The organism is Streptomyces sp. NPDC033180, from assembly GCF_055577645.1.
The window spans coordinates 84,612-97,301 of record NZ_JBVIPU010000002.1 but is presented as its reverse complement, the minus strand read 5'-3'; the positions used below and the strand labels follow the sequence as shown (position 1 = coordinate 97,301).

Genomic DNA, 12,690 nt, shown 5'->3' with positions numbered 1-12,690 from the left:
GATCAGCACTCACGACCGACATCATGCAGCACGAACATCAAGTCACGTCAGACAACCTCTAAGCCCTGATCGGCGCAGCCGACCTGGCGGCCTGCTCGATCTTCGCGCAGTAGGCTGCACGGGCTTCCTCGTCGATCTGCTTCTCGTTTTCGGCACGCACCCCGGTCCGGCCGTCGAGGCCCTCGCGCAGGATATCGGCGTGCCCCGCATGCCGGATGGACTCGCCGAGGACATGGACCATGATGGCGAACAGGTTGGTGTTGGGATAAGGCTCCGGCCACCACGGCACGTGGCCGGGTGCGTCGAGGGGAAGCTCGTTGATCGTCGCGTCCGAGTGTTCCCACGTGCGCCGGTAGAACCCGACGATCTGATCGCGGGTCTCGTCCTCGGCCGCCCAGAAATCGCTGCCGTCGGAGTCCTGCCACCGGGGCAGCGGTTCCGGGGAAGGGCGAGCGAAGACCTCACCGAAGTACCTGGCCTCGACGATGGCCACGTGTTTGACCAGGCCGAGGAGGTTGGTGCCGGTCGCTGTCAAAGGGCGGCGGGCGTCGTATTCGGACAAGCCGTCGAGTTTCCAGAGCAACGCCTTGCGGTCCCGCCGCAGTCTCCCGTGCAGGTTGTCTTTCGCGAATTCATCGATCATGCGGCATGAGCCTGCCATGAGCTGCTCGTGGTCTCAAGATCCCGTACGTGGTCCGCAACGACTGGCAGAGCCGAGGCCTGGCCAGGGGCCGCCGCCCTGACCTGCTACGAGAAGCTCGCGAAACTTGCCGCGTGAGACAACCTCTAAGCGTGGACGCGTGGACGCGTGGGCGACGACCTGACGCCCGCTCACATGCCCTGAACTGCCCTAGAGTTCCTGCCACGAATGGAAGGTTGAGAGGTAGGCATGGCGGTACGGGAAGAGGTGCGGGACTTCCTGGAGATGGGGCCCTTGCCGTCAGAGAGTGAAGCGTTGGAGGGCGACGTAGAACAGCGGCAGCGTCTGCTGGGAGGAATCAGCGCGCCCGTGTCAGGCGACGAGGCTCAGCTCCTGTTGTCTGTGTTCGGGGAGGACGACTGTTTCGGTCTGGCTTGGGCACTGCTCCATCTCATCGAAACCGCTCCGGTTGCCCTGTTGCAAGCTGCGCCCGCGCCAGGAGCCAACGAATGGTTGGCATTGTTGTGGGAGCGCCGTTCACGCTGAGCATGCCCCAGCGAAGGGTGCGCAACAGCCGACGACCAGGCAACACCGGCCGGGGGCAGGGGATCGTGGAGAGGCCGACGGAGGCCGATGCTCAGCCTGCGGTTCAGCGTGGCGGCCCGCCGACGGCGGCACGCCGGATCGGATGGGGGCTGTGCCCGACCCGCTGGGAAGAGCATCCTGGCCGTCTCTTCGTCCGCGGGCAACATCTCTGCGATCGGATCGGCGATCCACCGTCCTGGCTGGGGAACTTCGTCGCTCATGTAACCGCCCGGCACTGCACGGCTCTCCGTTTCGTGAGGCAGCCGTTGATGGCTTTGAACTTGCCTGATGAACGGCCACGGTGCCTTGCCTTCCACGCTCCCTGTGTCACCACGGCGGCTACAGCGAACTGATCAGGAGGCGTCGCCACGTCCCTGCATCGGATGCCCTGACCGTGTTGGGGATCTGTTGGCAGGCACCTCTAGCGTCCCTCAGGTCGCGGATAGCGCGCAGCTCCAAGCGCGATCCTGACTCACTGTCCGCGCACTGTCCGCGCACTGTCCGCATCAATGACAACAGAAGGATGCCGCACAACATGAAGCGCAAGATCCGCATGGCCGCCGTCGCCCTCGCCGCCACCGGCGTGGCCTTCGGCACGGCAGCCGCATCGCCCGCCACGGCCGCCTCTGGCGCCCAGGCCGTCCAGGCGAAGAAGGCCGACTGCCACGGGGTGCAGTACACGCAGAAGGAGAACGGCCAGACGTACATCGTCGGCAAGGTGACCCTTTGCGACACGAAGGACAAGGTCATCGTCAACGACATTGACGTCGACGGCCGTTCGATGGGTGTCCGGATCTCCGACGGCAGCGGCAAGTACCGCTACTGCAAGGACAGCAATGGTGACAGCAGGTACTCCAAGACCTGCTACTTCGACCTGAAGGAGAACCGCCAGATCAAGCTGCGCGGCTACGAGTCGAAGAAGGGCCACAAGACCATCTGGCTGCAGACCGCCACCCTCCCCAACTAGGGCCTGTCCTGTCGATCTGTCTGACTGAGTAAAAATCGGGTGCGGCCGGTTGCCGCGGTGGTGTTGTGTACGGGCATATGGCGATCGTTTTGAACGAGCCCGTCGTCGACGGGCTGACCGGGGTCGTGGACGCGCTCCGCGCATGGCAGGACGACCGGACGCCGCTGCAGCTCCATCCGGGGGACCTCGGCTGGGCCTGGGCGCTGGGCGCGGAGAGGCTGGCTGCCGCTGTCCGTACCTGGAGCGCGGACGGGCGGATCATTGCCGTCGGTTACCTGGACGGTCCCGATGTGCTGCGGCTTACGACCGCGCCGGACCTGCGGCAGGACGAGGCTCTGGCGCGGCAGCTGCTGGCGGACCTCGACGATCCGGAGCGCGGGGTCCTGCCGCCCGGGAAGGTCGGCCTCGAGGTCCCCAACGGCGCCCTGCTCCGCGAGATCCTTCTTGAGGCGGGCTGGAATCTGGACGAGCCGTGGACGCCGTTGCGCCGCGACCTTTCCGAGCCGGTGGAGGACTCCGGGCTGCGGATCGAGGTGGCCGGTCCGCAGACGGCGGGGGCGCGGACCGCGGTGCACCGCTCGGCGTTCGCAAGTCCGGTGTTCACCGAGGAGGTCTGGCACGTGCTGGCGGCCGGGCCGGTGTACGCCGACGCCCGCTGTCTGATCGGCTACGACGACCAGGACAACGCGGTGGCCGCGACGACGGTCTGGTCGGCCGGGCCCGGCAAGCCCGGTCTGCTGGAGCCGATGGGAGTCCACGCCGACCACCGTGGCCGCGGACACGGGACGGCGATCAGCGTCGCCGCTGCGGCGGCACTGCGCGAGATGGGTGCTTCCAGCGCGCTCGTCGCCGCTGAGAGCTCGAACACCGGCGCCGTCGCCACGTACAAGGCGGCTGGATACGAGCCGTCGCCCGAACGGCTGGACGTCGTCCGAGCCGCCTGAGAATCAGGCAGCGGCGCCGGCCAGGGCCGCGTCGCTGACCTGGCTGGGGCCGACGCCCGTTGAGGACATGGGGTGGGTAGGGGTTCGATGATGGTTGGGTGATTCGTCGTGGTGGATTGACCGATGCGGCCTGGGCGCGGATCATGCCGCTGTTGCCGCGCTCCAACGACGGGCGTCGTGGCCGGTGACGGGATCATCGCCAAGTCATCGACGGAATCTTGTGGAAGGTCCGCACGGGTGCACCGTGGCGGGATCTGCCGGAGCGGTACGGGCCGTGGAGGACCTGCCATGAGCGGCTGCGCCGGTGGACGGAGTACGGGGCCTGGGATCGAATCCTCACGCAGGTCCACGCCCCGGTCAGGTAAGCAGGCCCATCAGACGGTCAGCCTGCCGCTCCACCGTGCCAACCGGGTTCTTCGCGTTGTGGTGGTCGAAGTTCAGGAGGAACAGCCAGACCAGGGCGAGGAGCCGACGGCAGTGATCGAGCCGTGCGGATTCGGATGCGGTCAGGTCGAAGTGCCGTAGGAACGAGGGGACATCGAGCGGGTGCTCCACCCAGCTCCCCACGTGCTCGGTGATTTCCGCAAGCTCGAAGGCGCGGTCGCTGCGACCTGAGTCCTCGAAATCGACCACCCGGACACTGGAGCCATCCCAGAGATAGTTGGCGAGGTTGCCATCTCCCGGGCCGAAAACCGGGGGAACATCGACAGAACCATCCGCATCCAGGCCTGAGCCGGCGAGCCAGTCCAGCCCGCGGTCCATGGCCAGGGCCACCGGGCCATCTGCGGCCCTGGGGCGGGCCGTCACTGCCCACGCCCTGAGGTGGGCGATGAGATCGCTCTGCTGTCCGGGTCTGATCGGCATTCCGCGGAGCGTCTCGGTGGGCACCGCGGCATACATCGTGCGCGCTGCCTCAGCCAGTGCCGTGACCTGCTCGTCTCTCAAGGCGCAGCCACGCAAGGGCACACCAACAAGCCGGGACATCACCACGGTTGACCCTGCCGTACTGAGGTCCGCCTCGCGGGGCTCAGGGACCAGCCCTGGTGCATGCGCGGACAGGAGTTGCAAGGCGTGCCATTCGCGCTGAGCACGCCCGCCGTCTCCGCCGGGGAACCGTTTGACCACCTGGTCGGCAGCCACCTCCACCGTGTGAGTGCTCCATCCACCAGAACCCATAGGAAGGGATCATGCCAGGCACTCCACGCTCCTGAGCCGGAGTCGAGACACCGGATCTCACGGGCTGCGCGCCGTCCGAGCGCCGATGTCATTTCGAAGTCGCTTCTGGCTTCCTGCGGCCGACGATCTCGGAGATCCCCCTGGCCCGCCTCGAACACGCGGGTCGCGTTGTCAACCCGCCGGGGCCATCGCCAGCGCCTCGTTGAGATGATGCTCGGCGATCCCTCGCATGAACTCCCGGTCGGGGAAGCCTCCTTCGAGCAGGCGCAGCGGGCCGGCTGTCAGCGACAGATGCTGTGTCAGTTTGTAGAGCGCAAGGCGGTCCTCGTCGAGGCCGTCCACCGCCAGCTGCTGATACTGGCGCTCCGTATGGCGAAGACGTAGGAATACGTGCTCCCACTCGACGTCGAAGTACGAAAGGTTCTCGATGTCGATGACAACGGGACGGCCGTCTTGATCGACCATGACGTGGTCCAGGCCCAGCTCGCCGTGGACGAGCGAGTACTCGGCGCGTGGCCGCACCGCAGCGGTCAGTCGACGTAGCCGCTCCTCCAACTGATCCCGGGCCGCAGCGATCCTGTGGTCGCGGGCGCTCGCCTCGTCAAGGCAGCGCAGCGCGAAGTCGAGCGCTGCCTGCTCGCAGGAGGTCGAACGTGACGTGCCGCCCGCGTCGATAAGCGCCACTTTGCCGAACGACGGCGCCCGGTGACCACGCATCATCGCCAGGCTCTCAGCCAGGCGCATCATGGTCGGCTCCGCAGCGTGCGGGTCGCGGTTGGACAGGTCCATCAGACTCTCGCCGGGCACATCCTCGACGATCGCGAGGTCAGCCGGGTAGTGGGTGCGGTCACGGTCGACCAGGTGAATCTCCGGCACCCGAAGTCCCAGCGCCTCCAACCGCGCGTGCGCGGCCTCGAACAGGTCGAGCCCGATGGCGGGCGAGAACGGGTCGGCGAGATCGCCGTCCCGCTCGGTGACGGGCCAGTAGCTCTCAAAGTCTCCCCACACATAGGCGATCGCCGTCACGGCGTCGTCCATCGTCAGCCGGTAGACGCCCTTCGTAGTACCACCCGTGAGTCGCTCGACCGCCTCCAGCCGCCGCACGCCGCCCAGCGCGGCCCGCGCCGCACCCGCCAACTGATCCCGCGTCACGTGTTTCGGTGCCATGCCGACAACCCGCCTCCCGCCTCGATGACTGGGGCACTTTACGCGGGTCGTCGTTCAACGCCGAACGAACTGTTCCGAAGATTTCATGCGTGATGCGAGAACAGGCACTCACGCTGATGGGGGCACCGGGACCATCCCCGAGCGTGCGGGGAGCAAGTGGAGGGCGAAGTCGCGGTCCGGCCTGAGCTGGGACCACGCCCGCGTGTGCGGGGGAACAGACTCCTTCACCAGGCATTTTGCCGTTATCAAACAGCGGAACCAAGCACTTCACTGCGTCCGTCAATACCGTCAATACTGCCAATACCGGCAAGACCTCTCTTCGCTGCCTGCTTGGCCTGCCTCACGCGCCGGGAGCAGCCGATTGCGGCCAGGGGGCCGCGATCACGCTCATGGCCCACGCCCCCACACGTCGACAGGCCTGTGCTGCCGAACGCCGCGACATTGCCGACGGCTGCGTGATGCCGCAGGCGAACGGAGCGCCGATCTGCAGAGGGATGACGTGAAGTGCTTCTTCGTCCGGGACTTGATGGGGTCGTTGTCGGACGTGCGGTGCCGAATGCGGCGGTGGTGGACTGGCAGACGGTCCTTGATCTTGTCCCGGAGAAGGGCTGGAAGTTACCGGTATACCGAAGGGGAGACGGTGCTTCCGGCGCCCCTGGCGAGACGCCGTGCTGTCCCGCCCGGTGGATGCCGAGTGCCTGGACCTGCGGGTCTGGCTGACGGCCGATGAGTTGGCGATCTTCCGCCGATGGTCCATGCGAGGGCCGCCTGCCCTTCGGTGCTTCCCTGCAGGTTGAGAGAGCTTGGAGGATGCAGCCGGGGATCTGGATCCCCGAAGGGCAGGATCGGCTCCGCCCGCCTCAAGTACTGTGACTCCGCATGATCGAGTCGGAGCTTGAGATCAGCGAGGATCTGGTCCGCGACCTGCTGCGGGAACAGCATCCGGACCTTGCCGAGCTGCCCATCCGCGAGGTGGCGGGTGGCTGGGGCAACCAGATGTGGCGCCTCGGGGACGACTTGGCCGTCCGGATGCAGCGGATGGACAAGCACCCCGATCCGCAGCTCAAGGAGCGCCGCTGGCTGCCAACCCTGGCCTCGCGACTGCCGCTTCCGATCCCGACTCCGGTGCGGAGCGGTGCACCGTCTGAGCGGTTCCCCAAGATCTGGACCGTCATGACATGGGTGCAAGGCACGCCACTGGACAACGGCTCCATCACCCGCAGCGACCACGCGGCCGACATGCTGGCGGCCTTCCTCAAAGCGCTGCATATGGAGGCACCCGCCGACGCGCCGGACTCCTCGGACCGCGGCGATAACCTCAAGGACTGCACCGACGGCTTCGAGAACTTCCTGCAGGCCGTGGACCTCGGCCGCTTCGCCGAGGGCGACATCCGGGCGGTGTGGGACGACGCGGTCGCGGCTCCCGAGTGGGACGGTCCACGGGTGTGGGTGCACGGCGACCTGCATCCCGCGAACGTCGTCGTCGCGGACGGCACACTGGCGGGCGTCGTCGACTTCGGCGACGTCTTTGCCGGCGATCCGGCGTGGGACCTTGCGGCCGCCTGGGTGCTGCTCCCCGCGGGCGGCGCCTCTCGGTTCTTCGACAGCTACGCACAGGCGGATGGGGCGGCGATCCGACGGGCGCGGGGGCTGGCCGCGGTGAAGAGTCTGTTCCTGCTGCTGATGGGCCAGAACGGGGACCGTGCCCTGCCCGGCGGCAAGTCGAACTGGGGGCCTGCAGGCCGGTCGGCGCTCGAGCGTGTCCTGAAGGGCCTGTGACGCCGGCATCGATCGATCCTTTCTGGCTGCCGTGCACTCGCTGACAGGGGCGGAGCACTACCGGCCGCCAAAACCGTCCGGGGCCGAGTCCGGCTCGGTCCCGATGCAACGCGAGGTCCAGGCCGCCGCGCCGGCCCGCGTGCCTCGCAAGGCATTCCCAGCACGGGTGGCGGCCCACTGCGGGCAACAACAGTTCACGGATCTTTGAGCGAGACTCAGCCCAAGCGTCGATCGGGCCCAGTTTGAAGCCCGGACCGCGGTCGGCGACGTCGGTACGGTCACCGCTGGCGCTCCTCAACATCGCGCAGGCCCGCGGCGGCGCGACGGAACTCGGCGTGCTGGGTGTAGGCCCGCAGGATCTGCTGGATGCCCGGAGCGGTAGAAGGGGATGAGTGTGAGGACCGCGGCAGCGGTCTGTTCCGGCGCGGTCATCACCAGACACCGGGCGGCGAGTGACCGAGCGCCGTTACGACAACGGCAGTTCTGGCTGTCATGGGCTTTTCGCGCGTTCGTGCGCGCCGTGGCCCGCAAAAGGCGATGTTCCCGGCTCCACTTGCGCCGCCCTGCCGCTACCCGGCCCAGTAGAGGCCGCCCTGCCCCTGCCCGGCCCAGTAGAGAGGGAAAGGGAGCGCCTTACCGCGCTCCGTTCCGGCTGCAGATCCCTGTCCGGGGTACGGCCGCCCAACCGGTCGGCGACCTGCAGCGCGTCGGGGACACCGCCGCGGGCCCTATCGGCGCACGCGCCCCACCCGTATCCACATCTTCGATCCCCTCCAGCACCAGCGAGTCCCAGACCAGTGCATCGGTGTGCCTGATCAGCACCAGCACCATCACCGGCCACAACCGACCGCAGCAGCGGGCGAAAGCGACCTGAGGGGGCGTCAATTCTGATAGCTGGACGACAAGGCGTACGCGGTCTCACGCGAACCCGTCTCCTCGCAGACGAACAACGGGGTAACGCTCCGCGACGGCTCCCCAAGGCATGTGCCAGAACCCCGAACTTACCGACGCAGCCCGAACTTACCCACGCAGCCAGACTGTTCGCTGTATCGGCGAGTTCAGCCTGACGGTTCCGCTCAGCCGATCTGATCCCTGTCTCAAATGATCTGGCACGGTTCGCTCGGCGCCTCAGGTGATCATTTCCGTTGGCGGCAGCCGTCGGTGGGACAGCAAAGCGATCGTCTCTATCACGGCCTATAACCGGGACAGCATCACTCCATCGACTCCAGAATGCGGTCGAGTGTCCGGCGCCCCAGCCGGCTCATCGTCGGATTGCTCTCGACGTAGTACCAGACAACACCCATCGCCTGTTGGAACGCCCATGCCTTGCCGCGCTCCCACTCCAGATCGTCACAGCCCAGTGTCCGCTGGAGCACTTCCCGTGGGCCTGGCTGCAACAGGTGCCATGCGCTGACCAGATCCAGAGCGGGGTCGGCCGGGCCGAAGCCGCCGGTGTCGAGTACGCCGCTGAGCCGGTCTCCCGTGACCAGAACATTGCCCGGGATCAAGTCACGATGGCTCATCACGTCGGCGCCCGTGCGTGGCAACTCCCGAAGGCGGCTCCACACCTGGCGCAGCCGGGGCACGTCGAGCAGGCCCTGACTCTCCTCGAAGCACTTCGCCATCCAATCGTCGTGGTGAGCGAGAACGCCGCCACGACCGTCGCCGCTGAAAAGCCGCCCCCGCGTCTCGGCCTCCCGGAGGGCTGAGATGAAGGCCGCGAGGTCCTCGGCAAAAGCGTCCGACCCACTCGGGTCGGCTTCCGAGGCGACCGTTCCCGGCAGCCATGTCTGGACCGACCACGGCATGGGGTAACCCGCTCCGGGCTTTCCCAAGGCGACGGGTTCCGGGGCCGGGAACTGAGACACCTGTGCCAGCTCCGCGCTCGCCTGGGCTTCCTGTTCCAGAACTGCCAGCGCCTCGGCGGCATCGGCCAGACGCAGGGGGAAACGCGCCGAGAGGTCGTTACCGATGCGGAAGATGGCGTTGACCGTCCCGGTCGACGGCAGGAGTCGGATCGGCTTGCCGCTCCACTGAGGGAACTGGTCCTGGATCAAAGTCGCAACCGTTTCAGTGGTCACGTCCACTTGGTCATCGTGCATGGTCATCTCTCACACATTTCTCGCACGCCTCTCGCACGCTCTTCCGCCAGTCCAACTCGAAACACCGGAAACAGACCAGATCAACTGAGACGACAGCCAGTATTCATACGCCAGGGCCCGGATCAAGTGAGTTTTTCGACCACCCAGGTGCCTCAACCATCCTGGCAGCCCCAGGTCACAGCCGCGGCTTCGGAACAGATCACTTGGGTCGGGACGCTGAAGTAGGCATGTTGGTCGGACTGTTCGGTCGCTGTTGTTCTTCGGGCGAGACCGGATGGCGATCGCAACGGTCTCGTATCATCCTGCGCGCGCAGGAGCCGAGCCGCTGCTGGGAAGGGCGTCAGCGCGGAGGGTTCTGGGTGAGCCGGGCGATGAACGCCGCGGCCTCCGCTGCCGGCCAGGGTTACAGCGGTTCCCCGAGGGGCCCGTACTGCTCTTCCAGGTTCTTGGCCCAGTGAGCGGCGAAGTCCGGTTGCGTGCCGTCGGCGTCGGTGAAGCCGTACTCCTTGTACAGGCCCCAGGTGGCCAGCGCCTGTCCGGTCTTGGTGATGATGTCGGGGTCGGCGGCCAGGGCGGCGACTGCCCGGCCCAGGTAGGCCGGGGTCTCGGAGTGGGCGAAGTTCGGGTCCTGGGCCGCGCCTTCGTGCCAGTTGGCCTCGGTGACACCGAAGTGTTCCAGCATGGCCTCCGAGCGCAGGAAGCCAGGCGTAATGGCCACGGCGGCGATGCCATGAGGCTTGAGCTCGGCGGCTTGGGCGACGGCGAGGCGAATGACCGCGGACTTCGCCAGGTCGTAGAAGAACGTGCCCCGGTAGCGGTCCGTGTTGCCGTCGGTGACCTCCACGACCAGACCGCTCTTGCGGGCGACCATGAGGGGAAGCGCGAACCGGCTGGTGATGATGTGGGTCTCCACCGCCTGTCGCAGCATCCGCAGACCGGTGTCCAGATCCTGCTCCCACAAAGGGTGTTCCCAGTCAGTCAGCGGGTCTCCGCCCCATACGGAGTTGACCAGGATGTCGAGCTGTCCGTCCTGCTCGGCGGCGATCTTGTTCACGAGGGCTTGGACGTCGCCGGGACGGCTGTGGTCGGTCTTGGCGGGAATGCCCAGGCCGCCTGCGGCAGTGACCTTCTCGGCGGTCTGCTCGATGGTTTCCGGGCGGTCCAGGTCGGAGCGCCCACCAGTGCTACTGCGGCCGGTGACGTACACCGTCGCGCCAGCGGCGCCGAGTTCGACGGCGATGCCCCGTCCGCCGCCCCGGGTACCGCCGGCGACCAGGGCCACCTTTCCGGTCAGGGGGCGTGCTTCAGTCGTCACGATTCCTCCAGATTGGGGCTGTGCCGGGGCGGAAGGTGACTATGTCGGGGCGGAAGGTGAGGGGACAGCACGATGTCGAGCTCTTCCCGGAGTCGCTGTTCGAGGGAGCCTTCGCGTTCGAGTGCCCAGGTCAGGCCCGCACCAGCGATGATCGCCTGTACGGTGCGGGCCAACGCTGCGGCATCGGTTTTGGAGCGGAGCTCGCCCGTACCGACCGCCTCCGTCAGCAGTTCCTCGATCGCCCGTTTGTGAGCGAGATGAACGGCCAGGGCACGCTCGTAGAGCTGCGGATCGCCAAGATCCATGCACAGGAACGCCAGATGATTGGCGAAGCTCTCCGGCGTGGCCATCGCAGCCGCCGACTCCACCGTCAGCGACGCCAGGGCCCCGAGCGCCGTGCCGTGCGACTGGCGCGCTTGTCCGGCCATCTCGCTCGCGTGCTTCTCAGACCGATCCGCGAGCGCCAGAAGCAGGCCGTGCTTGGAACCGAATCGCTGCACCACGGTTCCTGGCACCAACCCGACCTCGCGCGCCACGGCAGCCAATGTGAGCCCTGCGGGACCCACCCGCCCCATGACCTGCACCGCCGCATCCAGGATCACCGCATCCGCAACCCCTCGGGGACGTGCCACCACCGCCACCTTTCATTAATAAATGCCTGTTCATTTATTAAACCACGCGGAGACCATCCATGACGAACTCCGGTTCCGGGCGCAGGGCGCAGGGCGCTGTCAGTCGAAGAGGACGCCGGATCCGCAGCGAGCGGCCCGGCCGCAATGCCATAGCCCCGCCGGGGCTTCACGCAGCGAACGGGCAGGTCCGGATCCAGGACCGTGATGCCGGGGGAGGGCGGCATCCGGCAGCAACGGCTCGATCGTCGCCCACGGGGCGTCAGTCAACGACACACCCGATCAACGATCAGATGATCTGAAGGCTACTGCTCAACTTCCTTGACGCTGCTGACGCACTCGAAGTCGCCGCACATGCCTGGCATACTGCCCAGCCTGTGACCTCTGAGCGCGATCGATTGAAAGCACCCGGGGATCGGATGCGCGCTCGTACAGCTCAACCTCGAAGGAGTCCGCGTTCACCTCGACAAGCGGGCCAGGCCTCCCGATCCTGCTGAGCTGTCGGACGCGCTCGGACCTCGTCCCGCCACACCTGACCACTCGCCTCGGCTTCGTCGATCTCTTCACTACGTGCGGGCAGCAGCGTGCGAAGTCCGCCCGAACCAAGGTCCGGAAGAAGCGTCCTACGCCAACCACATCCAGGCGCTGAGCCTGCGAAACGCCGAACTCGAAGCGGAGAATGCCACCCTGCGCGAAACCCTCCGCCACGGCGGCACCGTGGCCTCCCTCCCTGTGACGCCCTGAAATGCTGCTGCCGTAAGGACTGCCGCGCCTCTGCTCCTGCAGGCCTCTATGCCCTTGATCAGGGAAAACAAGGCTGGCTTGAGCTCGGGTGCCGGGCAGTATGGCGGTTTGACTGATCTGCTGTGGGATGACGTGAAGTGTTTCTTCGATCCGGACCTGATGGTTCGCTACCGGACGTGAGTGTCCCTGATGCCTCGGGGCACAACTGGCCGGACGTACTGGATCTCGTCGTGGAGAGGGGCTGGAAGTGGCAGTACTCCGAAGGGGAGAGTACTTCCCCTGCCGCGGGCGGAGGCCGCGCTGTCTCGACCTGCGGATGCTGAGTGCCCGAGCCTGCGTGTCCGGCTGAGCGCTGATGCACTGGCGATCTTCCGCTTCTACTCGGACGAGGGGATCGATTCGACGTTGGCCTGCGGGAGTTGCAGGGGCAGGAGCGCCTCGATGTGTTCTGTGGCTTCCTGCGGGAGATCGGGCGGCGGTCGGGTAAGCCGGTGATGCATCCGGAGGGTTCCCATGGTTCTCCGGTGCTCGGATTCGATGTCGAAACTGATCGAGTCGTCCTCCTTGCGGAGTCACTGGTCAGGTGACTGCCGCAGCCGAGGGCTGGAGTCCGTGGAGTGTGCCAGCGCGGAGTAGTACCCG

At 66.8% G+C, this 12,690-nt stretch carries 10 protein-coding genes and 3 pseudogenes; 7 read left to right on the top strand and 6 right to left on the bottom strand.

Annotation, left to right across the window (positions count from 1 at the left end):
- Positions 1-58 precede the first annotated feature (58 nt).
- Entirely contained in the window at positions 59-643 is a 585-nt protein-coding gene (locus ACZ5WE_RS07020) for a DinB family protein (protein WP_467684998.1), read from the bottom strand.
- A gap of 246 nt (positions 644-889) precedes the next feature.
- Here ACZ5WE_RS07020 and ACZ5WE_RS07015 point away from each other — a divergent pair, with 246 nt between their 5' ends.
- The 4 genes and pseudogenes from ACZ5WE_RS07015 to ACZ5WE_RS07000 all read left to right on the top strand — a co-directional run.
- On the top strand, positions 890-1,186 hold the full coding sequence (locus ACZ5WE_RS07015; protein WP_467685000.1) for a hypothetical protein: 297 nt from the start codon (positions 890-892) through the stop codon (positions 1,184-1,186).
- Positions 1,187-1,760: 574 nt separating this feature from the next.
- Positions 1,761-2,192, top strand: a complete 432-nt coding sequence (locus ACZ5WE_RS07010) for a hypothetical protein (RefSeq protein WP_467685002.1) — start codon at positions 1,761-1,763, stop codon at positions 2,190-2,192.
- Between the two features lie 77 nt (positions 2,193-2,269).
- Positions 2,270-3,136 carry a GNAT family N-acetyltransferase gene (locus tag ACZ5WE_RS07005; RefSeq protein ID WP_467685004.1) on the top strand — a complete coding sequence of 289 codons (867 nt, stop codon included), beginning with the start codon at positions 2,270-2,272 and terminating at the stop codon, positions 3,134-3,136.
- 98 nt (positions 3,137-3,234) lie between these two features.
- Positions 3,235-3,483: pseudogene (locus ACZ5WE_RS07000) on the top strand (transposase); the annotation flags it as partial.
- A gap of 10 nt (positions 3,484-3,493) precedes the next feature.
- Here ACZ5WE_RS07000 and ACZ5WE_RS06995 read toward each other — a convergent pair.
- Together ACZ5WE_RS06995 and ACZ5WE_RS06990 are read right to left on the bottom strand one after the other, a co-directional pair.
- Positions 3,494-4,312: a phosphotransferase family protein gene (locus ACZ5WE_RS06995; protein ID WP_467685006.1), complete on the bottom strand. Its 819-nt coding sequence runs from the start codon at positions 4,310-4,312 to the stop codon at positions 3,494-3,496.
- A 171-nt stretch (positions 4,313-4,483) separates the two neighbouring features.
- Positions 4,484-5,479, bottom strand: a complete 996-nt coding sequence (locus tag ACZ5WE_RS06990) for a phosphotransferase family protein (RefSeq protein WP_467685008.1) — start codon at positions 5,477-5,479, stop codon at positions 4,484-4,486.
- 526 nt (positions 5,480-6,005) lie between these two features.
- Between ACZ5WE_RS06990 and ACZ5WE_RS06985 the strand changes: the two are divergent.
- Positions 6,006-6,225: pseudogene (locus ACZ5WE_RS06985) on the top strand (hypothetical protein); the annotation flags it as partial.
- Between the two features lie 133 nt (positions 6,226-6,358).
- A complete protein-coding gene (locus tag ACZ5WE_RS06980) occupies positions 6,359-7,258 on the top strand; it encodes an aminoglycoside phosphotransferase family protein (protein ID WP_467685010.1) in 900 nt (299 codons plus the stop codon).
- A gap of 1,211 nt (positions 7,259-8,469) precedes the next feature.
- Here the strand turns inward: ACZ5WE_RS06980 and ACZ5WE_RS06975 are convergent.
- The 3 genes from ACZ5WE_RS06975 to ACZ5WE_RS06965 form a co-directional block, all read right to left on the bottom strand.
- Positions 8,470-9,366: an aminoglycoside phosphotransferase family protein gene (locus tag ACZ5WE_RS06975; protein WP_467685011.1), complete on the bottom strand. Its 897-nt coding sequence runs from the start codon at positions 9,364-9,366 to the stop codon at positions 8,470-8,472.
- Between the two features lie 397 nt (positions 9,367-9,763).
- Entirely contained in the window at positions 9,764-10,675 is a 912-nt protein-coding gene (locus ACZ5WE_RS06970; protein ID WP_467685013.1) for an SDR family oxidoreductase, read from the bottom strand.
- Positions 10,672-11,307: a TetR/AcrR family transcriptional regulator gene (locus tag ACZ5WE_RS06965; RefSeq protein WP_467685015.1), complete on the bottom strand. Its 636-nt coding sequence runs from the start codon at positions 11,305-11,307 to the stop codon at positions 10,672-10,674. Before ACZ5WE_RS06965 ends, ACZ5WE_RS06970 begins: the two co-directional genes overlap by 4 nt.
- Before the next feature lie 849 nt (positions 11,308-12,156).
- Here ACZ5WE_RS06965 and ACZ5WE_RS06960 point away from each other — a divergent pair.
- Positions 12,157-12,635: pseudogene (locus ACZ5WE_RS06960) on the top strand (hypothetical protein).
- Positions 12,636-12,690: the final 55 nt, after the last annotated feature.

Bases quoted from the DNA above. Each gene is read 5' to 3' on its own strand.
- ACZ5WE_RS07020 (WP_467684998.1), bottom strand. From the start codon at position 643: ATGATCGATGAATTCGCGAAAGACAACCTGCACGGGAGACTGCGGCGG.
- ACZ5WE_RS07015 (WP_467685000.1), top strand. From the start codon at position 890: ATGGCGGTACGGGAAGAGGTGCGGGACTTCCTGGAGATGGGGCCCTTG.
- ACZ5WE_RS07010 (WP_467685002.1), top strand. From the start codon at position 1,761: ATGAAGCGCAAGATCCGCATGGCCGCCGTCGCCCTCGCCGCCACCGGC.
- ACZ5WE_RS07005 (WP_467685004.1), top strand. From the start codon at position 2,270: ATGGCGATCGTTTTGAACGAGCCCGTCGTCGACGGGCTGACCGGGGTC.
- ACZ5WE_RS06995 (WP_467685006.1), bottom strand. From the start codon at position 4,312: ATGGGTTCTGGTGGATGGAGCACTCACACGGTGGAGGTGGCTGCCGAC.
- ACZ5WE_RS06990 (WP_467685008.1), bottom strand. From the start codon at position 5,479: ATGGCACCGAAACACGTGACGCGGGATCAGTTGGCGGGTGCGGCGCGG.
- ACZ5WE_RS06980 (WP_467685010.1), top strand. From the start codon at position 6,359: ATGATCGAGTCGGAGCTTGAGATCAGCGAGGATCTGGTCCGCGACCTG.
- ACZ5WE_RS06975 (WP_467685011.1), bottom strand. From the start codon at position 9,366: ATGACCATGCACGATGACCAAGTGGACGTGACCACTGAAACGGTTGCG.